This is a genomic window from Dysosmobacter sp. Marseille-Q4140 (assembly GCA_018228705.1).
Classification (GTDB): domain Bacteria; phylum Bacillota; class Clostridia; order Oscillospirales; family Oscillospiraceae; genus Oscillibacter.
The window spans coordinates 3,126,545-3,150,791 of record CP073694.1 but is presented as its reverse complement, the minus strand read 5'-3'; the positions used below and the strand labels follow the sequence as shown (position 1 = coordinate 3,150,791).

General features: G+C 62.8%; 31 protein-coding genes and 1 other annotated feature. Of the genes, 10 read left to right on the top strand and 21 right to left on the bottom strand.

Going from position 1 to position 24,247, the window contains the following annotated elements; translation table 11 throughout:
• The first annotated feature begins 96 nt into the window (after positions 1-96).
• Together KFE19_15850 and KFE19_15845 are read left to right on the top strand one after the other, a co-directional pair.
• On the top strand, positions 97-837 hold the full coding sequence (locus tag KFE19_15850; GenBank protein ID QUO37801.1) for a tRNA threonylcarbamoyladenosine dehydratase: 741 nt from the start codon (positions 97-99) through the stop codon (positions 835-837).
• Positions 834-1,562 (top strand): DUF554 domain-containing protein, encoded by a 729-nt coding sequence (locus tag KFE19_15845; protein ID QUO39660.1) that lies wholly within the window; start codon positions 834-836, stop codon positions 1,560-1,562. Before KFE19_15850 ends, KFE19_15845 begins: the two co-directional genes overlap by 4 nt.
• Before the next feature lie 54 nt (positions 1,563-1,616).
• Here the strand turns inward: KFE19_15845 and KFE19_15840 are convergent, their stop codons facing one another.
• On the bottom strand, positions 1,617-2,423 hold the full coding sequence (locus tag KFE19_15840) for a hypothetical protein (GenBank protein QUO37800.1): 807 nt from the start codon (positions 2,421-2,423) through the stop codon (positions 1,617-1,619).
• On the bottom strand, positions 2,414-2,968 hold the full coding sequence (locus KFE19_15835; GenBank protein QUO37799.1) for an RNA polymerase sigma factor: 555 nt from the start codon (positions 2,966-2,968) through the stop codon (positions 2,414-2,416). The genes KFE19_15840 and KFE19_15835 overlap by 10 nt, the downstream gene beginning before the upstream one ends.
• Before the next feature lie 55 nt (positions 2,969-3,023).
• On the opposite strand from KFE19_15835, the gene KFE19_15830 reads away from it, so the two are divergent.
• Positions 3,024-3,401, top strand: a complete 378-nt coding sequence (locus KFE19_15830) for a hypothetical protein (GenBank protein ID QUO37798.1) — start codon at positions 3,024-3,026, stop codon at positions 3,399-3,401.
• A gap of 99 nt (positions 3,402-3,500) precedes the next feature.
• Here the strand turns inward: KFE19_15830 and KFE19_15825 are convergent, their stop codons facing one another.
• The 10 genes from KFE19_15825 to KFE19_15780 form a co-directional block, all read right to left on the bottom strand.
• Entirely contained in the window at positions 3,501-4,529 is a 1,029-nt protein-coding gene (locus KFE19_15825) for a DUF4179 domain-containing protein (protein QUO37797.1), read from the bottom strand.
• Between the two features lie 3 nt (positions 4,530-4,532).
• Positions 4,533-4,997 carry a sigma-70 family RNA polymerase sigma factor gene (locus tag KFE19_15820; protein QUO39659.1) on the bottom strand — a complete coding sequence of 155 codons (465 nt, stop codon included), beginning with the start codon at positions 4,995-4,997 and terminating at the stop codon, positions 4,533-4,535.
• Between the two features lie 137 nt (positions 4,998-5,134).
• Positions 5,135-5,506 carry a 50S ribosomal protein L7/L12 gene (rplL, locus tag KFE19_15815; protein ID QUO37796.1) on the bottom strand — a complete coding sequence of 124 codons (372 nt, stop codon included), beginning with the start codon at positions 5,504-5,506 and terminating at the stop codon, positions 5,135-5,137.
• A gap of 51 nt (positions 5,507-5,557) precedes the next feature.
• Entirely contained in the window at positions 5,558-6,115 is a 558-nt protein-coding gene (rplJ, locus tag KFE19_15810) for a 50S ribosomal protein L10 (protein ID QUO37795.1), read from the bottom strand.
• 33 nt (positions 6,116-6,148) lie between these two features.
• Positions 6,149-6,278, bottom strand: a sequence feature (ribosomal protein L10 leader region).
• Positions 6,279-6,588: 310 nt separating this feature from the next.
• Positions 6,589-7,281: a 50S ribosomal protein L1 gene (gene rplA, locus KFE19_15805; protein ID QUO37794.1), complete on the bottom strand. Its 693-nt coding sequence runs from the start codon at positions 7,279-7,281 to the stop codon at positions 6,589-6,591.
• A 93-nt stretch (positions 7,282-7,374) separates the two neighbouring features.
• A complete protein-coding gene (rplK, locus tag KFE19_15800) occupies positions 7,375-7,800 on the bottom strand; it encodes a 50S ribosomal protein L11 (GenBank protein QUO37793.1) in 426 nt (141 codons plus the stop codon).
• A gap of 138 nt (positions 7,801-7,938) precedes the next feature.
• Positions 7,939-8,463, bottom strand: coding sequence for a transcription termination/antitermination protein NusG (nusG, locus tag KFE19_15795; protein QUO37792.1), 525 nt, complete (start codon positions 8,461-8,463; stop codon positions 7,939-7,941).
• A gap of 12 nt (positions 8,464-8,475) precedes the next feature.
• Positions 8,476-8,688 (bottom strand): preprotein translocase subunit SecE, encoded by a 213-nt coding sequence (gene secE, locus KFE19_15790; protein QUO37791.1) that lies wholly within the window; start codon positions 8,686-8,688, stop codon positions 8,476-8,478.
• A 37-nt stretch (positions 8,689-8,725) separates the two neighbouring features.
• Positions 8,726-8,875 carry a 50S ribosomal protein L33 gene (gene rpmG / locus KFE19_15785; GenBank protein ID QUO37790.1) on the bottom strand — a complete coding sequence of 50 codons (150 nt, stop codon included), beginning with the start codon at positions 8,873-8,875 and terminating at the stop codon, positions 8,726-8,728.
• Between the two features lie 203 nt (positions 8,876-9,078).
• Positions 9,079-9,666, bottom strand: a complete 588-nt coding sequence (locus KFE19_15780; protein QUO37789.1) for an N-acetyltransferase — start codon at positions 9,664-9,666, stop codon at positions 9,079-9,081.
• A 144-nt stretch (positions 9,667-9,810) separates the two neighbouring features.
• Here KFE19_15780 and KFE19_15775 point away from each other — a divergent pair, with 144 nt between their 5' ends.
• Together KFE19_15775 and ruvX are read left to right on the top strand one after the other, a co-directional pair.
• Complete coding sequence (locus tag KFE19_15775) at positions 9,811-10,518, top strand: M15 family metallopeptidase (GenBank protein ID QUO37788.1); 708 nt, start codon at positions 9,811-9,813, stop codon at positions 10,516-10,518.
• A gap of 17 nt (positions 10,519-10,535) precedes the next feature.
• The gene (gene ruvX / locus KFE19_15770; protein QUO37787.1) at positions 10,536-10,955 is read left to right on the top strand and encodes a Holliday junction resolvase RuvX; all 420 of its coding nucleotides are present in this window, start codon (positions 10,536-10,538) and stop codon (positions 10,953-10,955) included.
• Positions 10,956-11,015: 60 nt separating this feature from the next.
• On the opposite strand, the gene KFE19_15765 is transcribed toward ruvX, so the two are convergent.
• The 4 genes from KFE19_15765 to KFE19_15750 all read right to left on the bottom strand — a co-directional run bounded on the left by KFE19_15765 (position 11,016) and on the right by KFE19_15750 (position 14,513).
• Entirely contained in the window at positions 11,016-11,426 is a 411-nt protein-coding gene (locus KFE19_15765; GenBank protein ID QUO37786.1) for a hypothetical protein, read from the bottom strand.
• Positions 11,410-11,643 carry a helix-turn-helix transcriptional regulator gene (locus KFE19_15760; protein ID QUO37785.1) on the bottom strand — a complete coding sequence of 78 codons (234 nt, stop codon included), beginning with the start codon at positions 11,641-11,643 and terminating at the stop codon, positions 11,410-11,412. The genes KFE19_15765 and KFE19_15760 overlap by 17 nt, the downstream gene beginning before the upstream one ends.
• Positions 11,644-11,795: 152 nt before the next feature.
• Entirely contained in the window at positions 11,796-13,076 is a 1,281-nt protein-coding gene (locus KFE19_15755; protein ID QUO37784.1) for an FUSC family protein, read from the bottom strand.
• Positions 13,077-13,091: 15 nt separating this feature from the next.
• Complete coding sequence (locus tag KFE19_15750; GenBank protein ID QUO37783.1) at positions 13,092-14,513, bottom strand: hypothetical protein; 1,422 nt, start codon at positions 14,511-14,513, stop codon at positions 13,092-13,094.
• Between the two features lie 139 nt (positions 14,514-14,652).
• Here KFE19_15750 and KFE19_15745 point away from each other — a divergent pair, with 139 nt between their 5' ends.
• Positions 14,653-15,390 carry a sulfite exporter TauE/SafE family protein gene (locus tag KFE19_15745; GenBank protein ID QUO37782.1) on the top strand — a complete coding sequence of 246 codons (738 nt, stop codon included), beginning with the start codon at positions 14,653-14,655 and terminating at the stop codon, positions 15,388-15,390.
• A gap of 71 nt (positions 15,391-15,461) precedes the next feature.
• Here the strand turns inward: KFE19_15745 and KFE19_15740 are convergent, their stop codons facing one another.
• Positions 15,462-16,025: an adenine phosphoribosyltransferase gene (locus KFE19_15740; protein QUO37781.1), complete on the bottom strand. Its 564-nt coding sequence runs from the start codon at positions 16,023-16,025 to the stop codon at positions 15,462-15,464.
• A gap of 311 nt (positions 16,026-16,336) precedes the next feature.
• On the opposite strand from KFE19_15740, the gene gdhA reads away from it, so the two are divergent.
• The 3 genes from gdhA to KFE19_15725 all read left to right on the top strand — a co-directional run bounded on the left by gdhA (position 16,337) and on the right by KFE19_15725 (position 18,640).
• Positions 16,337-17,686 carry an NADP-specific glutamate dehydrogenase gene (gene gdhA, locus KFE19_15735; GenBank protein QUO37780.1) on the top strand — a complete coding sequence of 450 codons (1,350 nt, stop codon included), beginning with the start codon at positions 16,337-16,339 and terminating at the stop codon, positions 17,684-17,686.
• Between the two features lie 169 nt (positions 17,687-17,855).
• Positions 17,856-18,068: a 4Fe-4S binding protein gene (locus tag KFE19_15730; protein ID QUO37779.1), complete on the top strand. Its 213-nt coding sequence runs from the start codon at positions 17,856-17,858 to the stop codon at positions 18,066-18,068.
• The gene (locus KFE19_15725; GenBank protein ID QUO37778.1) at positions 18,065-18,640 is read left to right on the top strand and encodes a 4Fe-4S binding protein; all 576 of its coding nucleotides are present in this window, start codon (positions 18,065-18,067) and stop codon (positions 18,638-18,640) included. Before KFE19_15730 ends, KFE19_15725 begins: the two co-directional genes overlap by 4 nt.
• 92 nt (positions 18,641-18,732) lie before the next feature.
• Here the strand turns inward: KFE19_15725 and KFE19_15720 are convergent, their stop codons facing one another.
• The 4 genes from KFE19_15720 to KFE19_15705 form a co-directional block, all read right to left on the bottom strand.
• A complete protein-coding gene (locus KFE19_15720) occupies positions 18,733-19,974 on the bottom strand; it encodes a threonine synthase (GenBank protein QUO37777.1) in 1,242 nt (413 codons plus the stop codon).
• Positions 19,975-20,000: 26 nt separating this feature from the next.
• Positions 20,001-20,267: a hypothetical protein gene (locus KFE19_15715; GenBank protein ID QUO37776.1), complete on the bottom strand. Its 267-nt coding sequence runs from the start codon at positions 20,265-20,267 to the stop codon at positions 20,001-20,003.
• A gap of 72 nt (positions 20,268-20,339) precedes the next feature.
• Positions 20,340-21,815: a pyridoxal-5-phosphate-dependent protein subunit beta gene (locus KFE19_15710; protein QUO37775.1), complete on the bottom strand. Its 1,476-nt coding sequence runs from the start codon at positions 21,813-21,815 to the stop codon at positions 20,340-20,342.
• 3 nt (positions 21,816-21,818) lie between these two features.
• Positions 21,819-22,499: a transcriptional regulator gene (locus KFE19_15705; protein ID QUO37774.1), complete on the bottom strand. Its 681-nt coding sequence runs from the start codon at positions 22,497-22,499 to the stop codon at positions 21,819-21,821.
• A 182-nt stretch (positions 22,500-22,681) separates the two neighbouring features.
• On the opposite strand from KFE19_15705, the gene KFE19_15700 reads away from it, so the two are divergent.
• Entirely contained in the window at positions 22,682-24,091 is a 1,410-nt protein-coding gene (locus KFE19_15700) for a YgeY family selenium metabolism-linked hydrolase (GenBank protein QUO37773.1), read from the top strand.
• Positions 24,092-24,247 lie beyond the last annotated feature (156 nt).

Genomic DNA, 24,247 nt, shown 5'->3' with positions numbered 1-24,247 from the left:
ATCAGACAGATGACGACCCGCGGCCGGCTTTGAAGTGTTTCAAAGCCGGCCGCGCTTTTGCCCTTCTCACAGGGCCGAACTCTGGGAGGTATGACCGTGGAACACCCCTTTCTGCGCAATGAAATGATATGGGGCCAGGAGGCTCAGGCGCGGCTGGCCGCCGCCCACGTGATCCTCTTCGGCCTGGGCGGCGTGGGCAGCTACGCCGCCGAGTGCCTGGCCCGCTCCGGCATCGGGGAGCTGACCATCGTGGACAGCGACACCGTGGCCCTGACCAACCTGAACCGGCAGCTGGAGGCTCTCCATTCCACCCTGGGCCAGTCCAAGGCGGAGGCGGTGGGACGGCGGCTGCTGGACATCAACCCCGCTCTGAAGCTCCACGCGGTCCACGGGCTCTACGATGCGGCCCACCGGGACCGCTTCTTTCCGGAGGGCTGCCGGTACGACTACATCGTGGACGCCATCGACCTGGTCAGCTGTAAGCTGGATCTGGCAGAGACCGCCCGGCGGCTGAGCATCCCCCTCATCATGGCCCTGGGCACCGGCAACAAGCTGGACCCGGCCCAGCTGCGTCTGGCGGACATCGCCGAGACCTACGGCTGCCCCCTGGCCCGGGTCATGCGCAAGGAGCTGCGCCGCCGTGGGATTGAACACCAGCGGGTGGTGTTCAGCCCGGAGGAACCCCTGTCTCCCGTCTCCCAGCCGGAGGCACCTCCGCCGGGGCGGCGCAGCGTTCCCGCCAGCAACCCCTGGGTCCCCGCTGCCGCCGGGCTGCTGCTGGGCAGCGCCGTGGTCCGGGACCTGATCCAACAAGAAAGAGAAGATCGACTATGCTGACTGGTACCATCGTCAACGCCCTGGCCATTCTGTCCGGTTCTGCCGCGGGCCTGCTCATCAAATGGCTGGCGGGCAAATTTTCCGGCTCTCTGATTGGGGCCAACAACCTGGGGCTGCGGCTCCAGGACATCATTATGAAGGGCGTGGCCCTGTGCGTGCTGTACATCGGCATCGACGGGTGTCTGGCCGGGGAAAACACCCTGGCGGCCATCCTCTCCATGGTCCTGGGCGCCGTGATCGGCGAACTGCTGGACCTGGACCGGCGGATGCACACCCTGGGCGACCTCGTGCAGAAAAAGACGGAGAACCTGATCCAGCAGGACGGCGGCGCCTCCGTGTCCGAGGGCTTCGTCACCGCCAGCCTCCTGTTCTGTGTGGGGGCCATGGCCATCGTGGGCTCCCTCCAGGACGGCCTGACCGGGGATCACACCACCCTCTTTGCCAAATCCCTGCTGGACGGCATCAGCGCCGTGGTGTTCGCCTGCTCCCTGGGGATTGGTGTGGCCTTCTCCGCCGCGGCGGTGTTCCTGTACCAGGGCGCCATCGCCCTGATGGCCTCCTTCATCTCCCCCTTCCTGGGGGAGGCGGTGATCGCGGAGATGACCTGTGTGGGCTCATTGCTGATCATCGCCCTGGCGCTGAATATGCTGGGCATCACCAAGATCAAGGTCATGAACCTGGTACCCGCCTGCATCCTGCCCATCTTTTTGTGCATGGTCATGTGAGGCGTACATACAGAGAAAAAAGAGACGGCGCTGCCGTCTCTTTTTTTGCGTGGATCAGATGCCGTTGAGGGCCGTCACCAGCGTCTCCCTGGCCAGCTCCGCCTGCCCCGGCAGGTGGAGGACATTGACGGAGTAGAGCGCCTGCCCTCTGGCGAGAAAACCGCAGACCATGCCGCCGTAGCCCTCCCATTCATGGCAAACGGTCTGCGCTGTCTCTCCGCTGTTCAGGGAAACCGCAGCGTACTTCAACTCGCCTCCCGCTAGGTCACGGAAGAAGTAGCGGTCGCCCCGGTCCTCTGTGCAGTGCTCCGTATAGAGGGAGGCTTGATAGGAGACCGTCAGACCTTCTTCCACGTCAAACCCCGCGGATCTGCCGCCGGCGCTCAGGCTCACTTCCGCCAGCCGGCCGTTCTCCAGGGTCAGCGTCACATCGGTCTGACCGGCCGGGCCGGATACCTCCACGCCCACATAGTCTACAGCCTCTTCCCAGGAGTCAAAGGTGTGATACCGGCGGTAAGGGTCCTTTGCCACAGCAGCGGTATCCTCCAGCAGCTGGTCGGAAAACGCCTCTACCGGCGTGTCCTCCACCTGCCCCGCCACCTGAAAGACCGCGTCCGCTCCTGCCGCCATCTTCCCGCGGGACATCACATAGGTCTCCGGGTCCGCCGCATCCAGCATCCGGATCTCCACCCCGCAGAACACCGCCACCGCCGTGCCCGCCAGCAGCAGCGCCGCGCAGGCGGCGATCACCGCTGGCCGTCTCCAGACCCGCCGCTGCCGGGGTGGCTCCGCGGCGGCTTCCAGCACGGCCGGGTCCACACGGCCCAGCGCCTCGTACAAATCCTGCCCCCTCATTGCCAAAGCCCCTCCTCCTGTAAAAATACCCGCAGCTTTTTGCGGGTCCGGTGCAGCGACATTTTCACCTTGCTCTCGCTGACGCCGCAGGTCTTTGCCACCTCTCGCACGCTCTCGGCATACCAATAGCGCCGCAGGAAGAACCGCCGGTTCTCCTCTCCCAGCCCCGTCAGAAAGCGGCCCAGGGCCTCGCTCAGCGCCCGGCTGTCCGCCTCCCGCTCCCGCTGCCGGTCCGGGATGCACTGCTCCAGCTCCTCCGTCAGGGCCACCACCTCGCCCCGCCGCTTGGCGGCCCTCTCCCGCTCCAGGTATGTCAGGGCCTTGTTCCGGCAGATGGCGGCCAGGTAGGCGAACAGATACACCGGCTCCTCCGGCGGGATGGCATTCCAGGCGGCGAGGTACGTGTCGCTGACGCACTCCTCGGCGTCCTGGGGACAGCCCAGCAGCCGCCCCGCCAGGGTCCGCAGCCGGGCGCCGTAGCGCTCCTCCAGCGCCGGAATGGCCCCCTGGTCCCGCTGGCGAAGCAGCGCCAGGATCTCCCGGTCCTCCATGGCCTCACCTCCCTCTCACCCTTATAGACAGGATTTTACCCCGGACAGTCACTCAATGACGCTCAATTTTTTGCAGATTCCTCGCCCTTATGAAGCCGGGGCGTACATCCCGCGACCGCTCGGCAGTGCTCCGTTGACTTCGCATACCGCGTATGATAAGCCGGAGGCAATTACAGACGAACTTGTGAAGGAGGGCTCTGCCATGGGCTTGAAACCCGCCAGAGCCCTTCTGCTTGCTTTTTGCGGTTTGATGTGCATTTCCCTTCTGCTCTGTTCTGCCACCAAGGAAGTCTGGCTGGGATATCTGGGAATCGGATTTGCTATGATGGGCGCAGCCCTCTGGGTGATTTTTGGCCGCTGTCCCAGCTGCGGGCATTTTCTGGGGCGGGCCTATGTGCGATACTGTTCTCATTGTGGGGCGAAGATTCCGTGATAATCCCGCTGTTCTCTCTGACAAAGAAACCCCTCCTGACTGGAATGGCTTCCGTCAGGAGAGTCCTTTTTTTGCAGATTCTATGCTGTCTGCCTAAGTTCAGTTCAACGGGATCTCCACGTCCCCGAAGCGGAGGGCCGCGACTTTGCTCAGGTCCACCGGCATCCGCCAGTACCAGACGCTGCTCCACTGGGTATACGCCTCATCCCGGAAGCGGCTGTTACCGCTGGACCAATTCACCGTACTGCCATCCTCCAGCACCAGGGCACACTTGGAGGGTGTCCATTCCTGATCCTCCGCAGGCTGGACGTAAGAGATATCCGTGGCGGTGATCACGACCTCCCGCAGGGTGACGCTCTTGATCTCCCGGGTCTCCAGCTTCTGGGCGGGTACGGAAATTTCCTCCAGGGTCAACACGCTCCCAAGCTCCCCGGCCTCCAGGGGGAACGTCAGGGTCCAATGCCCCTCCGCCAAGGTCACATCCTCGTCGCCGCTCTCGGTCATATCATTGCAAACCAGGTCGTCCAGTAGCAGCGTGGCCTGCCGGGACTGCGTCAGCAGGGAGGTCTGCCCCGCAAGGTCAATGGTGTACCGGACCAGCAGGGTCAGCGCACCGTCCTCCGTGACGCCGCCGTAGGGAAATTCAAAGCCATACCCGCCGGGGGTCTCCACTTCGTCCGGGTCCGGGTCCAGCGTCAGGTCGATGCTGTCAAAGTGGTATCGGAGGGCGGAGTCCTCCGCATATTCCCCACTGACCTTCAGCAGCATCCAGACCGTGCTGTTCCCCACGGTGACGGAGTCAACCGTCACCGTGGTCCCATTCTGGGTGTCACTGACACCCACGGGCCGCGTCAATTTGTCGATCAGAGCCAGCTGCTCCGCGTCCATGGCCGTCCCGGTGGTCTCCTGCCACTCCTGGGCGAACCAGCCCCGCAGGGTCCCCGGCAAGCCCACGGCGGCCACCGCCGTGCCCGCCAGCACCACCAGCACCGCCGCGGCCAGCAGCGTCTTTTTGGGAAGGCGCCGCCGGGCGGGCCTTTGTTCCATCTTCGTCATCCGCGTTACCTCCTCACGCAAGCGGCTGGAGGAGCGCACCTCGTCAAACATCTCCCGATACTGTCGTTCCATGGTTCATTCCTCCAATTCCTGTTTCAGCTTCGCCCGGGCCCGGGCCAGCCGGGTCTGGACGGTGGAGGGATTCAGCCCCAACAGCTCCCCCACCTCCGCCACGGCGTAGCCCTCGAAGTAGTAGAGGTACAGGGGCAGCCTGTACTTGGCCGGCAGGGCCATCACCGCCTGATAGAGCTCGGACCGCTCCGGTGTGGAAAACGCCGGTTCCCGGCAGCTCTCCAGGGGCACCGTACGCTTGCGCCAGGGGCTTCGGGAGAAGTCCCGGCACACGTTCAGCGTCACCCGCACCAGAAAGCGGCGCAGGTGCTCCTCCCCCTCAAAGGCCGTGTCGATCCGCCACAGCCGCAGCATGGCCTCCTGGGCGGCGTCCTCCGCGTCCTGGGGGTGGCGGAAATAGTTCAGCGCGATGCGGTACACCATGTCCAGGTACCGCTCCGCGGCGCGGTGGAATTCCTGCTCGGTCAGCATGGGCGTCTCTCCTTGAAAAGCTTTTCACCTGTAATACGGAGGGAACGGGAAAAATATCTCACGGAAGTATGCGCGGAACCAAAAAAATTCCCTGCCCGGGTGGACAGGGAATTTTTTCAGGTTATGGAAGTAACTTACTTCAGCTCGACCTTGGCGCCGGCCTCTTCCAGCTGCTTCTTCAGAGCCTCGGCGTCGTCCTTGGACACGCCCTCCTTCAGGGTCTTGGGAGCGCCCTCGACAGTGGCCTTGGCCTCGGCCAGGCCCTGGCCGGTGATCTCGCGGACGACCTTGATGACCTTGATCTTGGCAGCGGCGTCGAAGCCAGCCAGGACCACGTCGAAGGAGGTCTTCTCCTCAGCGGCGGGAGCGGCAGCGCCGGCGGCGGGAGCAGCCATGGCGGCGGCAGACACGCCGAACTCCTCCTCCAGAGCGTGCACCAGCTCGCTCAGCTCCAGAACGGTCAGGGCCTTGATCTCTTCGATCATAGCAGTAACTTTCTCAGACATGTTAGTTAGCCTCCTGATTGTAAAATTTAAAAATAGATGTTGCCGGCCGGATTACTCGGCGGCGGGAGCGGGGGCAGCCTCCTCGGCGGGAGCGGCCTCCTCGGCAGCGGGCTCGCCGTTCTTCTCGGCGATCTGCTTCAGGACAACAGCCAGGCCGGTGATGGGCGCCAGCATGGTGCCCAGGAACTGAGCCTGCAGCACGGGCAGAGCGGGAATGGAAGCCAGGGACTGGATAGTGGCCAGGTCCACGGGCTTGCCCTCCATGAAGCCGCCCTTGATCTCAAACTTGTCGTTGAGCTTCTTGGCGTAGTTGCTCATGACGCGGGCGGGAGAGACGACATCACTGTCGCACAGGGCCAGAGACGTGGTGCCGTTGAGCAGACCGTCCAGCTCGCTCAGGCCGGTGTTGTTGAACGCGAAGCGCAGCAGCGTGTTCTTCACAACGGCGTAGTCGATGCCGTTCTCGCGGCACTCCCGGCGCAGCGCGGTGTCTTCTTCAACGGTAATACCCTTGTAGTCGACAATCACGCCCGCCTGGGCCTTCTGGATCTTCTCGGTCAGCGCGGCGACGATGGCCTGCTTCTCGGATAAGACCTTTGCGTTGGGCATTCTTGTGTTCACCTCCATAGGAATTGTAGGTGCGTTCTAAAAAGGAAACCGTCCTTATGCCGCAAAGACACAAGGACGGATAGCAAATCATGTTTGCCGCCCTCGGCAGGACTTACGAGGGTCACCCCTCACCTGCTGTCTTTGGAACGCATCTGATATTATATTCAAGGGCATCACAAATGTCAACCCTCAAATATCATTTTTCCCCAAAAAGTTCCCGCAAATCGGGAAAAGGGGCCAGGGGAAAACCTACGGTTTTCACCGGTTGATTTGCCGAAGGCAAATCAAGAAATTCAAATCATTTTCGGCAGGACACCCTCCAGAGGGGGCCTCTCTTGCCCCGTTGGGGCAATTCACCTTCTGCGCCTGCCGAAAATACCCCGGCCCGCGCGCCCGAGGGGCGCTCACACCAGTGACCGACGTCACTGGTGGTGGGGTGGTTCGGAGGGGAGCCTGCTCCCCTCCGAGAGTCCTCAGATCAGCTTCGCAGTGTTCATCTTCACGCCGGGGCCCATGGTGGAGGCGGCGACGCAGCTGCGGATATACTGGCCCTTGGCGGCGGCGGGCTTGGCCTTGACGATAGCGCCCATGAGGGCGTTGTAGTTGTCGGTCAGCTTCTCGGGGCCGAAGGACACCTTGCCGATGGGGCAGTGGATGATGTTGGTCTTGTCCAGGCGGTACTCGATCTTACCGGCCTTGACCTCCTTGACGGCCTTGGCCACGTCGGGGGTGACGGTGCCGGCCTTGGGGGAGGGCATCAGACCCTTGGGGCCCAGGACCTTACCGAGACGGCCCACCACGCCCATCATGTCGGGGCTGGCGACCACCACGTCGAAGTCGAACCAGTTTTCCTTCTGGATCTTCTCCACCATGTCCATATCGCCCACGTAGTCGGCGCCGGCCTCACGGGCGGCGTCAGCCTTGTCGCCCTTGGCGAACACCAGCACGCGGACGCTCTTGCCGGTGCCGTGGGGCAGCACGATGGCGCCGCGGACCTGCTGGTCGGCGTGCCGGGAGTCAACGCCCAGCTTCACATGCAGCTCGACGGTCTCGTCGAACTTGGCGCTGGCGGTCTTGCAGATGAGAGCCATGCCGTCGGCAGCATCGTACAGGGTGTTCTTGTCGATCTGCTTGGCACTTTCCTGATATTTCTTGCCTCTAAACAATGTTACTTCCTCCTCATAGTGGTTCTTCGGAATTGTTTCCTCCCACTGTATGGAGCGGCTGGAACCCGCCGCTCATTGGGTTGATGTCAGATCTCAGTCGCCCACCACGACGCCCATGGAACGGGCGGTGCCGGCGATCATGCTCATGGCAGCCTCCAGGCTGGCGGCGTTCAGGTCCTTCATCTTGATCTCGGCGATCTTCTGAACGGAAGCCTTGGAGATGGTGGCCACCTTGGTCTTGTTGGGGACACCGGAGCCGGACTCGATGTTGCACTCCTTCTTGATCAGGACGGCGGCGGGCGGCGTCTTGGTGATGAAGGAGAAGGAACGGTCGGCGTACACGGTGATGACCACGGGGATGATCATGCCGTTTTCATTCTTGGTGCGCTCGTTGAACTCCTTGGTGAAGGCGGCGATGTTCACGCCGTGCTGGCCCAGAGCGGGACCGACGGGGGGCGCGGGAGTCGCCTTGCCAGCGGGGATCTGCAGCTTCACATAACCAGTAATCTTCTGTGCCACTTCAGTAGCACCTCCTAAATCTATAAATGTGGTGTGGGACAGGATGTCCGTCCTTGGCGGGGCTTGAGGCCCCTCCCACTGTTGCCGGGACCGCCCGGCGGCGGCGCCCCGTAGGGCGCGGGATGCTCAAAATTTGCGTCAGCTCTGGACCTCGACCTGGTCCAGCTCCAGCTCCACCGGGGTCTCCCGGCCGAACATGGAGACCATGACGCTGACCCGGTTCTTCTCGGGCTCGATCTCCTCCACCACGCCGGTAAAGCTGGCGAGGGGGCCGTCCACGATCCGGACGTGGTCGCCCACATTATAGTTGACCACGATCTCGTGCTTCTCCATACCCATGGCAAGCACCTCTTCCTCCGTCAGGGGGATGGGCTTGTTGGCGGAGCCCACGAAACCGGTGACGCCGCGGACGTTGCGCACCAGGTGCCACGTGTCGTCCGTCATGACCATCTTCACCAGCACATAGCCGGGAAAGACCTTCCGCTCCACCTCTTTGGTGGTGCCGGACTCCGTGACCTCGGTGACCGTCTCCAGGGGGATCTCGATCCGCAGGATCATATCCTCCATGCCGCGGCCGTTGACGAATTTTTCAATGCTGGTCTTGACGGCGTTCTCATAGCCGGAATAGGTATGAACGACATACCACTTCGCGCTGTCTGACATACCGTCCGCTCCTTAACCCAGAACGCTGATGATCATCTGGACGGCGGTGACCGCCACGAAATCGAAGATCCAGATGCAGGCGCCGATCAGCAGGGAGCACAGCAGCACCGTGCCGGTGTTGGCCATCACGGTCTTGCGGGTAGGCCACACGACCTTCTTCAGCTCGCTTTTCATCTCGCGGAACCAGAGGCCGCGGTCCTTCTTCTTCTTGACTTCTTCTGCCATTTACGTTACACGCCCTTTCCTTTTTTCGTAAGTGGGATCACTTGGTCTCGCTGTGGAGCGTGTGCTTCTTGCAGAAGGGGCAATACTTGTTCAGTTCCAGCTTGTCCGGCGTGTTCTTCTTGTTCTTCATGGTATTGTAGTTTCTCTGCTTGCACTCGTTGCATCTCAAAGTGACTTTCACGCGCATCTAACGGCACCTCCTTATTATTGGTATCCTTCCCGGCTGGCCGGGGATACCGACTGCCTCCCTGCGTTGGAAAAGGCGCCTCTTGCCGCGGCTGAAAAGCGAAAAAAGCGCACAACAAAAAAGCCCTTTTTCACAGGTAACAAAGATTGTAGCACAGTTCCCGCCGCCGGTCAACTGTTTTTTCCGAAAAATTGTCAGACTTTTCAGGGTCTTTCCAGAGGGCCGGAAAAGTCCGCCAAAACCGCCTCTACCTGCGGACGCGGCAGCGTGTCCAGGGGCACCGGCGGCAGCGGAGACGCCCCCCGGGGCGAGAGCTCCCTTACGTACCACAGCACGTCGTGCCAGTCTCCATTTTTATAGCCTGCCCGGTCCTGCACCGCCAGCAAACGAAAGCCCATGGCAGTGTGGAGGGCCTGGCTGGCGGGGTTGGGAGAGGTCACCAGGGCGTGGGCCGTCAAGACTCCCTGCATGGTCAGAAGTTCCATCAGCGCCCCGTACAGCCGCTGCCCCAGGCCCCGGCGGCGGACCGCACGGTCCAGGTACACCGACAGCTCCGCGTTCCACTGGTAGGCCGCCCGCTCCATGTGGCGGTGGGCGTAGGCGTAGCCCAGGATCTGCCCATCCTCCTCCCACACCAGGTACGGGTATATCTCCAGGATGCCCGTGATCCGGGCGGCGAATTCCGCCTCGGTGGGCAGGGTATATTCAAAGGTAATGGATGTATCGATATACTGGCCGTAGATGGCCAGCAGTGCCGCCGTGTCGGCGGCGGTTGCCATGCGGATGCCCATGGGCGGGTCCTCCCTTTCCACACATGAAAATATACTTCCCCGTTTTACCACAGTCCGGCCGCCAATGCAAGCGTCTTGCACCGGGGCGGGGGGTGTGGTATCATGAAACCGACCTACCCGCGCCCACTGGAAAGGAGGCCCGCCATGAGACGGCACATCCTCCCCCTGCTCCTGGCCGCCGCGCTGCTGGCGGCCGGCGGCTGCGCTTTGCGGGCCCCCGCTCCCCCGGAGCCGGAGGAGCCCGCGGAAATCATACAGGATACGCCGGAAATCCCGCCGGAGCCGGCTGATCCCGCGCCGGATGCGCCAGAACCCGGCGACTTCGTGCGGGTCCGGGACTACCTGCCCCAGGTGGGCGTGGACCTGCGCTACGCCGGGACGGACAACTTCACCGGCCAGGTCATCTACGGGTTCACCGACGCCTGCCTCCGGTACGGCACCGTGGAAAAACTCTCCCGGGCCCAGGAGGCCCTGGAGGAACAGGGGTTCTCCCTGCTGATCTGGGATGCCTTCCGGCCCGTGGAGGCCCAGTTCCGCCTCTGGGAAGTCTGCCCCGACCCGGTGTACGTGGCCGATCCTGAGACCGGCTTCTCCTCCCACAGCCGGGGCAACACCGTGGACGTGACCCTGACGGACCTGGAGGGGAACGATGTGGAGATGCCCAGCGGCTTTGACGACTTCTCCCCTCTGGCGGACCGGGATTACAGCGATGCCTCTCCGGCCGCCGCCGCCAACGCAGCGCTGCTGGAGGACGTGATGGAGGAATGCGGCTTCCGGCCGTACAGCGGCGAGTGGTGGCACTTCACCGATACCGACGACTACCCCGTGGAGGAGGACTTCTCCCCGGGCTGAGAAAGGAACGAGCAACTATGCGCATCATGGCCATCGACTACGGCGACGCCCACACCGGCGTGGCCGTCTCTGACCCCACCGGCTTCCTCACCGGCTTCACCACCGTCATTGACGCCTACCGCCCGGAGGCGGTGGCGGAGCGGATCGCCGCCCTGGCGGCGGAGCACGGGGCGGAGGAACTGGTGCTGGGCCACCCCATCAACATGGACGGCACCCGGGGCCCCCGCTCCGAAAAAGCCCATGCCATGAAGGCGCTGCTGGAGCAGGCCACCGGCCTGCCGGTGGTGCTGTGGGACGAGCGGCGCACCACCATCGACGCCCACCAGATCCTGATGGGCGCCGGCAAAAACGCCAAAAAGCGCAAAAAGGTGGTGGACGCCGTGGCGGCGTCGCTGATCCTGGAGGGATACCTCACCTATAAAAAGAGCCACGGATAAGGAAGAGCGGCGGCCCGCTGGGCCGCCGCTCCGTCTGTTTTTGCCCGTACCGCGAGGCTCTCACATCCGCTTCTCATAGTAGAGGTTGGTGCCCAGCAGGATCAAAAACGCCGCCAGCAGCACCAGACACAGCGTCAAAAGCGCCGCGGCCACCAGCTGGGAGCGCCAGAGCCCGTAGGCCGCCATCAGCGCCACCGCCGCCAGCATGCAGCCATCCACCAGCAGCTGATACGCCCGCCAGGCGCTTTTGCGGCTTACCGCCCGGTCCCGCTCGTCAGGCGCCGCGGCACGGCACATCTGCCGGTCCGCGGAGCGGACGAAGTCCGCCCATCCCAGCGCCAGCATCAGCACCATGCTCACCGCCAGCTTCACCGAGACGCCCCGCAGCGCCATGGTCACGCCGCAGGCAGCCGCCAGGATCACGCATATCAGTCCCCCGACAAAGCTCCTGCGGTCACAGATCTTCTTCATATTCCCGGTCCTCCCGTTCCCTGTTCTCCGCCAGGCAGTACAGATCCTCCACCGTGGTGCCGAACAGCTGCGCCATCCGGTAGGCCAGCAGCAGCGAGGGGTTGTACTGCTCCTTTTCCAGGGAGATGATGGTGCGGGCGGACACATGGACTGCATCCGCCAGCTGCTGCTGGGTCATGCCCGCCGCCGTGCGCAGCTCCCGCACGCGGTTTTTCACGGCGCATCCCTCCCCTTTCCCTGTTTATGAAGTTTCCTTCACGTGAAGTTTGCTTCATATTACACCCATACCGCCTTTCTGTCAAGCCCCGGAGCGACGCGGCCGGACAGAAAAAAAGGCCGCCCGGCGGGCGGTCTTTTTCTCTCATGATCTCAGGCGCTCCGGTCCCGCTGCCACAGCAGCGGTTCGAACATCCGCTCCAGGGCCTTCACCGCCTCGGCGCCGCCCTTGACCAGCACGTCTCCCTGCCCCGGCAGGCTGCTGAGCATGACGCTCTTCTCCACGTGCAGGTCCGCCTTGAGCTGCTCCAGCATGGTCTGCCGGGAGGCGGACTTCTCGTAGACCTTCAGATAGCTGAACCCCGGGTACTCCGGCGCCGCGTCCAGCCGCACCTTCACCTGCTCCGTCAGGCCCGCCGCCGCCAGGGCATCGTACAGGGCCCGGATCCTCTCTGTCCGGTCCACGCCCATGAGGTAGAGGATGGGGCACTCCTGAAAGTACTCCCGGCTGACATAGTTGCGGTAGGGGGACACCCGGCACTTCTCGTACACGTCCCGCTCCGCCTCGTTGCGCAGCTCCCCGTAGTAGATCAGCAGCACGTCGTCCTGGACGCCGTTGAGGAAGCAGTGGACCCCCTGCTCCTCAAAGACCCGGCAGCAGGCCATGGCCAGGTCCTGGGGCAGCAGCAGGGTGTGAAGAAAGGTCTTTTTTTCCAGGTCAAACATGGCGGCGCCGTCCATGACGATCACCGGCAGCCGCAGCCGCAGACCCTGGGCCGCCTCCCGGACGGAGGCGGGGGTCCGGACCGTGGACACGGTGAACAGCAGACCGGCGTCCAGCATCCGGTTCAGCCGCACCCGGCTGGCGGGCGCCAGGGTCTCGCCGCCCACATCCATCAGCACCCCGTCCAGCCCGGAGACAAACAGGGTGTCCCGGCACTTGCGCCGGGGCAGCTGGAAGGCGTTGACGCCGATGCCCACGGCGATGCCCAGCAGGGTCTCCACCACGCGGTTCCACACGAAGATCCATGGGTTGGGGTCGGTGATGTGGGTGACGGTGATGCTCAGCAGCACCACGCAGGAGAGGGACGCCGCGTTGGCCGCCTTCAACGCCACGGACCCCCACAGGGTGGGCAGGATCAGCGCCGCGATCAGCACATAGCCCGCCAGGGTCCCCCGGATGTCCAGCAGGTAGACCTCGATCAAAATGGCCAGAGCGCCGGCGGCGGAGCCGATGAAGGTGCCGGTGATCCGCTGGAGAGCCATGCGCCGGGTGTCCTCCACATAGGGCTGGACGCACAGCAGCGCGGCGATGGAGGAGTAGATCCGCATCTCCTCCCGGTTCACCAGCATGGACACCAGCAGGCAGATCAGTACCGCCGCCGCGGACTTCACCATCCGCAGTCCCACATGGGGCAGAGCGTGGTCGTGCATAGGCCCTCCCTTCTCTCAGTCCTGGTCCCGCTCCACCTTCTCCGGCGGCCGGTCCAGCTGCCAGGGGTCGTGGAGCAGGGCGTGGAGGCAGCGCATGGCGGCGGCGTAGTAGAAGCCGTCCACGATGCGCTCGTCGGTGACGTAATTGCAGTCCACATACTTGCGCAGCACCACGGTGCCGTCCCGCCGGGTCTCGTAGACCTTGCGCTTGCGGCCCATGGAGCAGAACACCGGCACGTTGCCGAAGTCATAGAGATGGTGGTAGATGGGCGGGATGCCCAGCGACGCCATAGAGGTGATGTACAGCGACCCGTGGAAGGGGGACAGGTCCGTCAGGGACCGGGGCAGGCAGCCGAAGTAGTCCGCCGTCTGCAAGATCGCTACCAGGGCCTTCAGCGCCAGTCCCGGCACCAGGTTGAAAATGCCTGCCAGGGCGTCGAAAGAGGTGTCCTGGGGGGCGTTTTTCACCTCCAGTACCTTTTCGTGGAACCGGCGGTAGACGGTCTCCGCCGTGTCGGCGGCGTCAAAGGTCACCTTGATGACCGTATCCGGGGAGTCCGTGGACATCTCCTTCTTCACAGTCATGTTCACCTGGATCTCCCGGTCCCGGGCGTAGATCTTCTGCCCGGCGATGAAGCGGTTGAGGCCCGGATAGGCGGCGCAGGTGCGCACGTAGGCCGCCAGCAGCGCGTGGAGCAGGCCGAAGCCCTCCAGTCCCGCCTGGCGCTTTTCCTGGATGTAGCGCTCCAGATTGGTGACCTCCAGGGTGTCCTCCAGGAAGTTCTGGGAGGTGTTGCGGGTCTTCATGATGTAGGGGGACACGGAAAAGATGGGCGACAGGGTCCGCACCCGGCGGCCGTCGCTGCGGTCCCCGAAGCGGCGGACATACTCCCCCTCCGCCGGGATATGGCGCTGCATCCCCAACGAGGCGCACAGCAGCGACGCCATGCAGCACAGCACGCTGACCTCCGGCAGCCACGCGTGGAGGGGCCAGCCCTGCTTGCCCAGCAGGTCCTCCACGATCAGGTGGTACAGCAGCGGCAGGCCGAAGAGGAACCAAAGGGGGATCTGGGTGGGCACCCGGCCCGTCACCGTGGCGGTGTACAGCACGGCCACCAGGGCATACAGGCACAGGCACAGCACCGTGTGGATGAGGGAGGGGAACGTGAACGCCTTGACGGCGAAAAACACGCACCCCAGCCACACCGCCGCGGCGGTGCGGTAGATCCGGTCCCGTCCGGAACCCAGAAGCGTCAGCACGAACAGCACGTTTGCCGCGATAGGCAGGAGGATTTGGAGCCAGAGCGTCGGGCGGGAGACCGCGACCTCCCCGCAGGCCCAGACGATGCGCACCACTGCCGAACAAACCATCAGCAGCGCCGACAGGACCGCCGGGAAACTCTGCCCCGGCAGCCGGTAAACCACTCGTTTCGACATATTCATAAAAGTATTATATCACAATCTGGGAAATTTGGGAAGAAAGGAGAGGCTCCCTCTGGCTTTTTTGCGCCGGGCGCTGTATAATATCCCACGGCGGCCCGCCCCGCCCCTGATCCAAACACCGGAGGGATGACCCATGGATATTCCGCTGATCCTGTATATCTTCATCTGCATCACGGCCGCCTTCATCATCAAGGGCCTGGTGGGCTTCGGCGATCCCCTGCTGTACACGCCGCTGCTGTCGGTGTTCCTGCCCAACAGCACCATCACCCCGGGCATGCTGCCGGTTTCCCTGGTGCTCAATGCCCGGGTGGTATGGAAAAACCGCGCCCACTTCTCCCCCCGGCTGGTACTGCCCATCGCCGCCTTCGTGATGCTGGGCATCATCCCCGGCACGCTGCTGCTGCGCTACGGCTCCCCCTCCGTGCTGAAGCTGCTGCTGGGTCTGGTGATCATCGCCATGGGCGCGGAGATGCTGACCCGGAAGCCCGGGACCGGAAAGCCCAGCGCCCTGCTGCGCAGCGTCATGTCCTTCCTCTCCGGTGTCACCGCCGGGCTCTTCGGCATCGATCTGCTGTTTCTGGCCTATCTGGAGCGGGTAACCCAGCGGCGGGAGGAGTTCCGGGGCAATGTGTGCTTCGTCTTTATCATCGAGGGCGTGTTCCGCACCGTCCTGTACATCTGGAGCGGGATGTTCAGCCGGGAGAGCCTGCTGCTGAGCCTGATCGCCCTGCCGGCCTCCCTTCTGGGCATGGGGATCGGCGCGCTGCTGGACAGACGGGTCAGCGACCGGCTGTCCCACCGGTTCATCATCTATGTGTTCATTCTGGGCGGCGTCAGCACCTCCGTGTACGCTCTGCTGCAGCTGCTCTGATAAAAAGAAAAGAGGGCCCTGCGGCCCCGGTAAAACAGCGCGCCGTTCCGAAAGGAACGGCGCGCCTCTTTTTATTCCTTCACAGTGCCGTCGGCGTTGAACACCGGCAGCTTCTCCAGGAAGCGGATATCGGAGCGGTCCGCCGCGGCACCCTCGGCCAGCACGGCCACCCGGCCGGTCACGGTGCCGCCGGCCTGCTCTACCAGAGCCTCCATGGCATGGAGGGAGCCGCCGGTGGAGATCACGTCGTCCATCAGCAGGACCCGCTTGCCCCGGATCAGGTCCGCATCGTCCCGGCCCAGGTACAGCGCCTGCTCACCGGCGGTGGTGATGGACTTGTCCACCACCCGCAGGGGATCCGGCATATAGGCCTTGGGGCCCTTCCGGGCGATGAAATACTTTGCCGCTCCGGACTGACGGGCCATCTCATGGATCAGGGGGATGCTCTTGGCCTCCGCCGTCAGCATGTAGTCATAGCTGTCCGCCGGGACCAGCTTCAAAAGTTCCCGGGCACAGGCCACGGTCAGCTCCGCGTCGCCGAAAACAATGAATGCACCGATGTACAGATCATCGGTGACCTTACAGATGGGCAGTTCCCGTTTCAATCCCGCCACCGTCATGGGATAGGTATGCATAGCCGATCCTCCCTCAATGTGTTTCCTAACAGAACATAGGGCGCCCGCAGGCTGCCAGAAATATTATACAATGCCTGCCGGGAAAGTCAAGGATGAGCCGTGGGAATCTCACGCAGCCGATGTCTGTTGTCTGATGCCAGCAGATTGCACAAAACAACAGGTTCTTTTTTTCTGCCAAACGGCATGTAATTGTTTGATTTGCCGAAACCAGCCCTTGTTTCCGGTTAAGATTCGTGCTAAACTATCTAATAGAAGGTTACAGGAAAAACGTGCGCGACCAGCAATCGCCAAATTTGAGGAGGTTATCGCATATGAACGCATATCTGTCCAGTGTGATTGAGAACGTCAAGACCAAGCATGCGGGCGAGCCTGAATTTGTCCAGACCGTGGAGGAGGTCTTTTCCTCCCTGGAGCCTGTGATCGAAAAGCACCCGGAGTATGAGAAGGCCGACCTTCTGAACCGGATGGTGGAGCCGGAGCGGATGTTCACCTTCCGCGTGGTGTGGATGGCCGACGACGGCTCCTGGCATACCAATATCGGCTACCGCTGCCAGTTCAACGGTGCCATCGGCCCCTACAAGGGCGGCCTGCGGTTCCAGAAGAACGTATACCCCGGCATCATCAAGTTCCTGGGCTTTGAGCAGATCTTCAAGAACTCCCTGACCGGCCTGCCCATCGGCGGCGGCAAGGGCGGCTCTGACTTCGACCCCGCCGGCAAGTCCGACGCCGAGGTCATGCGCTTCTGCCAGAGCTACATGCAGGCCCTGTACCGCTACATCGGGCCCGACGTGGACGTGCCCGCCGGCGACATGGGCGTGGGTGCCCGGGAGATCGGATATCTTTACGGCGAGTACCGGCGCCTGAAGGGCAGCTTTGAAAACGGCGTCCTCACTGGTAAGGGGTTCTCCTACGGCGGCAGCCTGATCCGTCCCGAGGCCACCGGCTACGGCGCGGTGTACTATCTGGAGAACGTTCTCAAGCACGAGGGTGAGGACATCAAGGGCAAGACCATCGCCTGCGCGGGCTTCGGCAACGTGACCTGGGGCATCTGCAAGAAGGCCACGGAGCTGGGCGCCAAGGTGGTCACCCTCTCCGGCCCCGACGGCTACATCTACGATCCCGACGGCGTGGCGACGCAGGAGAAGATCGACTATCTGGTGGAGATGCGCGGCAGCGGCCGGAATCTGGTGAAGGACTACGCGGACAAGTTCGGCGTGGAGTTCCACCCGGGCGAGAAGCCCTGGGGCGTGAAGGTGGATATCTGCATGCCCTCCGCCATGCAGAACGACGTCCATATGGAACACGCCCAGAAGATTGCCCAGGCCGGCGTGAAGTATTACATCGAGGTGGCCAACATGCCCACCACCAACGACGCGCTGAAGTTCCTGATGGACCAGCCCGGCGTCATCGTGGCGCCCAGCAAGGCCGTCAACGCCGGCGGTGTGGCGACCTCCGCCCTGGAGATGGCCCAGAACAGCGAGCGGCTGGTGTGGACCGCCGAGGAAGTCGACAAGCAGCTCAAGCAGATCATGAACACCATCTATCAGATGAGCGTGGACGCCGCCGAGAAATACGGCCTGGGCTATAACCTGGTGGCCGGCGCCAACATCGCGGGCTTCCAGAGAGTGGCCGACGCCATGATGGCCCAGGGCATCTTCTAAACGCTTCCCCCAAACCTGTTATGGACCGCAGCCGGGCCGCCCCTTTCGGGGCGGCCCGGCTTTTGTACGCCTCTTGTCCGCCGATCCCCCGGGGCGTCCTGTGACTTTGTCACGGTCCCGGACGGAGGCGGGCGCATATAATGGGACCATCAAGTTTGGGAGGGCGTTTATGGAGACGAGACAGCGGAGACGGCGGAAGGCCTTTGTGGAGGAGCGGGACTGCGTGGCCTGCGGGTGCTGCGTGAAGGTGTGCCCCCTGGGGGCCATCTCCGTGCGGCGGGGCGTGGCCGCCCAGGTGGACGTGGAGAAGTGCGTGGGCTGCGGCAAGTGCGCCCGGGAGTGCCCCGCCTCCGTCATTTCCATTCAGGAGGTGCAGGTATGAGCAGGCACTGGTACGACTACCTCTGGATAGCGTCTCTTACTTACCTGGTTTTGGGCTTTTTCAACATTCTCTTCGCCTGGCTGGGACTGCTGTGCTTCTTCATCCCGCTGCTGATCGCCCTGGTCAAAGGCAGCAAGGGCTACTGCAACCGCTACTGCGGCCGGGGACAGCTGTTCGCCCTGCTGGGCGGGCGGCTGGGCCTGTCCCGGAAGCGGGATATCCCCGGCTGGATGAAGAGCAGATGGTTCCGCTACGGTTTCCTCATCTTCTTTTTCATCATGTTCTTCCAGATGCTCTGGACCACGTATCTGGTCTTTTCCGGCGCGGCGGACCTGCGGCAGGCGGTGACGCTGCTGTGGACCTTCCGTCTGCCCTGGCACTGGGCCTATCACGGCACGCTGCTGCACCCGGGCGTCGCCCAGTTCGCCTTCGGGTTTTACAGCGTGATGCTGACTTCCACGGTGCTGGGTCTGGTGACCATGGTGCTGTTCAAGCCCCGCAGCTGGTGCGTCTACTGCCCCATGGGCACCATGACCCAGCTGATCTGCAAGGCAAAGAGCGGAAAACAGTAACGCTCTATACACAACAAGGAAGCGGGCGGTCCGCCGGGGACCGCCCGCTTCAAAAACGCCCCGGGGCGCCTTTGCGTCCCGGGGCGTTCGGTTTATTCCACCACCACGCCGTGCTCGGCGAAGGCTTTGAGCAGCAATTCCATGTCGGAGGGAATGGAGATGGGTTCCCCGGCGGCCTTGATGGCGTTGGCCACGTCCTTGAGGCCGTTGCCGGTGACCACGGACACCACGGTGTCGTCCTTCCCGATAACGCCCTGCTCGCAGAGCTTCTTCACACCGGCGGTGCCGGTGACGCCGGCAGGCTCGCCGAACACGCCGCAGGTCCGGCCCAGCAGCTGCTGGGCGGCCATGATCTCCTCGTCGGTGACGTTGACGGTGAGACCATTGGACTCCCGGATAGCCATGAGGGCCTTGTCGGCGTTGCGGGGCACACCCACGGCGATGGAGTCGGCCAGGGTGTTCTCCTCCATGGGATGCCAGGGCTCCCCGGTCTCGATGGCGCGGTTCAGGGGGCAGCAGCCCGCCGCCTGGGCGGAGATCAGCCGGGGCAGGCGGTCGATGAAGCCGATGGCGTACAGGTCCTTGAGGCCCTTCCAGAGACCGGCGATGGTGCAGCCGTCGCCCACGGAAATGGCGATGTAGTCCGGCACCTGCCAGTCCAGCTGCTCCATGATCTCCAGGGCCACGGTCTTTTTGCCCTCAGAGAGGTAGGGGTTGATGGCGGCGTTGCGGTTGTACCAGCCCCACTTGTCGATGGCCTGCTTGGACAGTTCAAAAGTCTCCTCGTAGCTGCCCTGGACGGAGATGACGGTGGCGCCGAAGGTCATCAGCTGGGCCACCTTCCCCTTGGGGGCACGGGAGGGCACAAAAATATAGGTCTTGAGACCTGCCGCCGCGGCGTTGCCCGCCAGGGACGAGGCGGCGTTGCCGGTGGAGGAGCAGGCGATCACCTTGGCCCCGGCCTCTCTGGCCTTGGCCACGGCCATGGCGCTGGCCCGGTCCTTGAGGGAGGCGGTGGGGTTCTGGCCGTCGTCCTTGACCCACAGCCGCTTGAGGCCCAGCTGCGCCGCCAGACGGGGCTCCTCATAGAGGGGGCTCCAGCCCACCCGCAACGGCGTGGGCTCGGTGGTCTCCTCGATGGGCAGCAGCTCCCGGTAGCGCCACATGGTCCGCTCCGCCCGGGCCGCCAGCTTCTCCTTGGTCAGCTGAGACTTGATGTAGTCGTAGTCGTAGGTGATATCCAGGATGCCGCCGCACTCGCAGGTGGTGAGGTCCGGCGTGGCCGGATAGGTCTTGCCGCACTTGACGCACTTGCCGTATAAGACGTTTTTCATAAGGTTACTCCTCTTTTATAACTCGCTCATCTTCCGGAAAATTTTTGAGTGGATTCGTATGCTGGAAAGTACCATTTCTTATTCTGTAAGCGCATAAATGCGCACCACGCCAAGGCAGGTACCGTCAAAACCAGCCAGCACAGTGCCCCAATCCGGGCCTTATCCTGCTGTTCCTCCGTCGGTACCGATTCAAATGAGCCGTGAAACAACCAAATCAGGCCAAACAGCACCACAAAGCCAACCAACATGATGGAGACATCCCAGAAGGCCCGCTTCCACGGCATTCTCCTCATACATACTCCTTCCTCCAAAAGAAGCAGAGGGCGGGGCAAAAGCCCCGCCCCTGAGGCGTTCTCTGTGCGCTTTTACAGGTTCTTCAGCAGTCCGGTGGCCTCGTTGAACTCGTTGATGAGGTCATCCAGATCCTTGGCCTGCTTGTGGACGGCGTCCCAGGTGCCCTCGGTGTCGTACCACAGGGCGTTGAGCTCCTTCACGTCCCGGGCCTGCTGCTCCACCCAGGTGTAATACTTGAGGTTGTGGACCCGCTTGCGGTCGGCATAGGTCAGCTCCATCAGGTTGTCGGTCTTGAGGCCCAGCATATGCAGGGCGTGGTCCAGGGCCGCCTCGTGGGCGTTGTAGGCACCGTACTGCTCGTTGAGCTCGTCGATGCGGCTGCGGTACATGACCGCGGAGTCGGTCAGGACCGTGCCCACCACATCGTGCTCGGTCAGCTCGTAGTACTTGGCCATCTTGATGCAGCACAGGACATTGGCAATGCCGGAGATGCCAAGCCACGTGAGCTTCTCGATCAGCGCGGGGTCCAGCTTCAGAACATCCTTCAAATAGGCCTGGCCCTCGGGGGTGTTGAACAGGCGCAGCAGGCGCTGGGAGTCCTCGTCGTCGATGGCGATGGCCATGTCGGTGTTCTTGACGTTGTGGATCCAGGGGATGTGCTTGTCGCCGATGCCCTCGATCCGGTGGCCGCCGAAGCCGTTGTTGAGAATGGTGGGGCACTGGAGCGCCTCGCCCACGGCCAGCTTCAGGTGGGGATACTTCTCCTTGAGCAGGTCGCCGGCGCTCATGGTGCCGGCAGAGCCGGAGGTGAAGGCGGCGGCGGCGAACCGGTCACCGGGGCGCTTGATGGCCTCGAACACGTCCGCCAGGGCGTTGCCGGTGACATTGTAGTGCCACAGGGGGTTGCCCATCTCCTCGAACTGGTTGAAGATCATGTACTGGGGATCCTGACGCAGCTCCCAGGTCTTGTCGAAGATCTCCTTGACGTTGGACTCGCAGCCGGGAGTGGCGATGACCTCGGCGCCGATCTCGTGGAGCCAGTCAAACCGCTCCTGGCTCATCTCCGCGGGCAAAATGGCGACACCCTGAGCGCCCAGCAGCGCGGAGTTGAAGGCGCCGCCGCGGCAGTAGTTGCCGGTGGAGGGCCAGACCGCCTTGTGGATGTTCACGTCAAACTGGCCGGTGACCAGACGGGGGGCCAGGCAGCCGAAGGAGGCGCCAACCTTGTGGCAGCCGGTGGGGAACCACTTGCCCACCATGGCAATGATCCGGCAGGGCACGCCGGTCAGCTCGGAGGGCAGCTCGATGTAGTTGGGCACCGCCTGGAAAAGGCCCCCGCTCTCCTTGGCCTCGTTCTTCCAGGTGATACGGAACAGGTTCAGAGGATTCACGTCCCACAGGCCCACGCTCTTGAGCTTTTCCTGGATCTTCTCGGGGATGGTCTCCGGGTGCTCCATCTGCGCGATGGTAGGAATGATGATGTTGTTCTCCTTCGCCTTGGCAAGGTTGTGCTCCAGGCCCGTCTTGTTGATAGTCAGATCGATCATACTTCACTTGCCCTCCTGTTGTTTCGTGTCGATATAGGAATATAAGGTGTACTTGGAGATGCCGAAATACTTGGCGATCTTGTCGCCGGACTTGGTGATGAGGAATGCCCCGTTTTCATTGAGGAACCGGATGGCCTTCACTTTGTCCTCCTTGTTCATCAGCGCCGCGGGCTTGCCCACCAGCGACACCGACTGCTGGATCAGCTCCTCCAGCAGGTCGTTGACGTTGACGATCCGCTCCGGCTCCGGCTGGGGCTGATCCCCCGTGGAGACCAGATCGTGGAGCGCGTCGTCCACCATCAGCAGGCGGGAGATGTCGTAGTTGATGGCCAGGATGCCGGACACCTTTCCCTTGCTGTTGCGGATATAGATGGTGGAGGATTTGAGGATCTTCCCATCCGGGGTCTTGGTCAAATAGCACAGGTGGTCCCTGGGCTGGGGATCGTTGGTGGCCAGCTGTTCGATCACCACATAGGAGGCCCCGTCGCCAACCTTCCGGCCGGTGACGTGCCCGTTCTCGATGGCCACGATGGTATGGTCCGCATGACGGCTCAGGTCGTGGACCACCACCTCGCAGCTGCTGCCGAACTGCGCCGCGATGCCCGCCGCCACCTGCTTGAGCAGTTCCAGTTTTCCGCTTTCTATGGAGCTCCCCTCCTTTCCGTGTTTTTTCGTAAAATACATCCAATAAACCATTTTCATCATACCACAGTTTTTTCGGAAATCAACCACTTTTTCAAAAAAATTTTTTGGTTTTCAAATTTTTTGTTTGACAAGTGAATTTCTTATGCTATGATAGAGACAGATAGAGGAAGAACCAACCAGGGACAAACCATACATACATTATTTTAATGGAGGGCAGCGTTATGGATTTCGAAGCGATCAAGCGTGCGGCAGAGGGCTACAAGGCGGAGATGTCCCGCTTCCTGCGGGATATGATCTCCCACCCCAGCGAGAGCTGCGAGGAGAAGGACGTCGTCATGTGCATCAAGGCCGAGATGGAGAAGCTGGGCTTTGACAAGGTCGAGATCGACGGCCTGGGCAACGTCATCGGCTGGATGGGCGACGGCGAGAAGATCATCGCCATCGACTCCCACATCGACACCGTGGGCATCGGCAACATCAACAACTGGGAGGCCGACCCCTACAAGGGCTACGAGACCGACGACGTGATCTACGGCCGCGGCGGCTCCGACCAGGAGGGCGGCATGGCCTCCGCCGTGTACGGCGCCAAGATCATGAAGGATCTGGGCCTGATCCCCGCCGGCTACAAGATCATGGTCGTGGGCTCCGTCCAGGAAGAGGACTGCGACGGCATGTGCTGGCAGTACATCGTCAACAAGTACTTCTCCAGCAAGGAGGAGGCTCAGAAGAAGATCGAGTTCGTCATCTCCACCGAGCCCACCGACGGCGGCATCTACCGCGGCCACCGCGGCCGTATGGAGATCCGCGTGGACGTGAAGGGCGTCTCCTGCCACGGCTCCGCTCCCGAGCGCGGCGACAACGCCATCTACAAGATGGCCGACATTCTCCAGGACGTCCGCGCCCTGAACGAGAACGACGACGCCGACGCCACCGAGATCAAGGGCCTCGTCAAGATGCTCAACCCCAAGTACAACCCCGAGCACTACGAGGACGCCCGCTTCCTGGGCCGCGGCACCTGCACCACCAGCCAGATCTTCTACACCTCCCCCAGCCGCTGCGCCGTGGCGGACAGCTGCGCCATCTCCATCGACCGCCGCATGACCGCCGGCGAGACCTGGGACTCCTGCCTGCAGGAGATCCGGGACCTGCCCTCTGTCAAGAAGTACGGCGACGACGTGAAGGTCAGCATGTACATGTACGACCGTCCCGCCTGGACCGGCACCGTCTATGAGACCGAGTGCTTCTTCCCCACCTGGATCAACAAGGAGAGCGCCGCTCACGTCCAGGCTCTGATCGACGCCCACCACGCCCTGTACGGCGACGAGCGCATCGGCCACGCCGACGCCGAGCCCAAGTACGACGCCATGCACCTGCGTCACCGTCCCCTGACCGACAAGTGGACCTTCTCCACCAACTGCGTGTCCATCCAGGGCCGGTACGGCATCCCCTGCGTGGGCTTCGGCCCCGGCGCCGAGTCTCAGGCTCACGCCCCCAACGAGATCACCTGGAAGCAGGATCTGGTCACCTGCGCCGCCGTGTACGTGGCCGCTGTGAACCTCTACAAGGAGGAGAACAAGACCGCCGACGTCACCGAGTTCCGCCAGAGCCTGACGGATAACGTCATCCAGTGAGACGTTCTCGAGGGGGAGCAGGCTCCCCCTCGACCTCCCCCACCACCAGTGACGCCGCGTCACTGGTGTGTGCGCCCAAGGCGCACGGGTCAATGGATTTTTGCCACGTACACGCCGCGGCAAAAATGATTGAACTCCCTTGATTTGCCTGCGGCA

Excerpts from the sequence above, each read along its gene's own strand:
- KFE19_15745 (QUO37782.1), top strand. The coding sequence starts at position 14,653 with ATGGATATTCCGCTGATCCTGTATATCTTCATCTGCATCACGGCCGCC.
- KFE19_15830 (QUO37798.1), top strand. The coding sequence starts at position 3,024 with ATGACGCTCAATTTTTTGCAGATTCCTCGCCCTTATGAAGCCGGGGCG.
- nusG (QUO37792.1), bottom strand. The coding sequence starts at position 8,463 with ATGTCAGACAGCGCGAAGTGGTATGTCGTTCATACCTATTCCGGCTAT.
- secE (QUO37791.1), bottom strand. The coding sequence starts at position 8,688 with ATGGCAGAAGAAGTCAAGAAGAAGAAGGACCGCGGCCTCTGGTTCCGC.
- KFE19_15725 (QUO37778.1), top strand. The coding sequence starts at position 18,065 with ATGAGCAGGCACTGGTACGACTACCTCTGGATAGCGTCTCTTACTTAC.
- KFE19_15765 (QUO37786.1), bottom strand. The coding sequence starts at position 11,426 with ATGAAGAAGATCTGTGACCGCAGGAGCTTTGTCGGGGGACTGATATGC.
- rplL (QUO37796.1), bottom strand. The coding sequence starts at position 5,506 with ATGTCTGAGAAAGTTACTGCTATGATCGAAGAGATCAAGGCCCTGACC.
- KFE19_15775 (QUO37788.1), top strand. The coding sequence starts at position 9,811 with ATGAGACGGCACATCCTCCCCCTGCTCCTGGCCGCCGCGCTGCTGGCG.
- ruvX (QUO37787.1), top strand. The coding sequence starts at position 10,536 with ATGCGCATCATGGCCATCGACTACGGCGACGCCCACACCGGCGTGGCC.
- KFE19_15780 (QUO37789.1), bottom strand. The coding sequence starts at position 9,666 with ATGGGCATCCGCATGGCAACCGCCGCCGACACGGCGGCACTGCTGGCC.
- KFE19_15720 (QUO37777.1), bottom strand. The coding sequence starts at position 19,974 with ATGAAAAACGTCTTATACGGCAAGTGCGTCAAGTGCGGCAAGACCTAT.
- KFE19_15715 (QUO37776.1), bottom strand. The coding sequence starts at position 20,267 with ATGAGGAGAATGCCGTGGAAGCGGGCCTTCTGGGATGTCTCCATCATG.
- KFE19_15750 (QUO37783.1), bottom strand. The coding sequence starts at position 14,513 with ATGTCGAAACGAGTGGTTTACCGGCTGCCGGGGCAGAGTTTCCCGGCG.
- KFE19_15825 (QUO37797.1), bottom strand. The coding sequence starts at position 4,529 with ATGGAACGACAGTATCGGGAGATGTTTGACGAGGTGCGCTCCTCCAGC.
- KFE19_15730 (QUO37779.1), top strand. The coding sequence starts at position 17,856 with ATGGAGACGAGACAGCGGAGACGGCGGAAGGCCTTTGTGGAGGAGCGG.
- KFE19_15700 (QUO37773.1), top strand. The coding sequence starts at position 22,682 with ATGGATTTCGAAGCGATCAAGCGTGCGGCAGAGGGCTACAAGGCGGAG.
- rpmG (QUO37790.1), bottom strand. The coding sequence starts at position 8,875 with ATGCGCGTGAAAGTCACTTTGAGATGCAACGAGTGCAAGCAGAGAAAC.
- KFE19_15710 (QUO37775.1), bottom strand. The coding sequence starts at position 21,815 with ATGATCGATCTGACTATCAACAAGACGGGCCTGGAGCACAACCTTGCC.
- gdhA (QUO37780.1), top strand. The coding sequence starts at position 16,337 with ATGAACGCATATCTGTCCAGTGTGATTGAGAACGTCAAGACCAAGCAT.
- KFE19_15740 (QUO37781.1), bottom strand. The coding sequence starts at position 16,025 with ATGCATACCTATCCCATGACGGTGGCGGGATTGAAACGGGAACTGCCC.
- rplJ (QUO37795.1), bottom strand. The coding sequence starts at position 6,115 with ATGCCCAACGCAAAGGTCTTATCCGAGAAGCAGGCCATCGTCGCCGCG.
- KFE19_15755 (QUO37784.1), bottom strand. The coding sequence starts at position 13,076 with ATGCACGACCACGCTCTGCCCCATGTGGGACTGCGGATGGTGAAGTCC.
- KFE19_15835 (QUO37799.1), bottom strand. The coding sequence starts at position 2,968 with ATGGAGGACCGGGAGATCCTGGCGCTGCTTCGCCAGCGGGACCAGGGG.
- KFE19_15705 (QUO37774.1), bottom strand. The coding sequence starts at position 22,499 with ATGTATTTTACGAAAAAACACGGAAAGGAGGGGAGCTCCATAGAAAGC.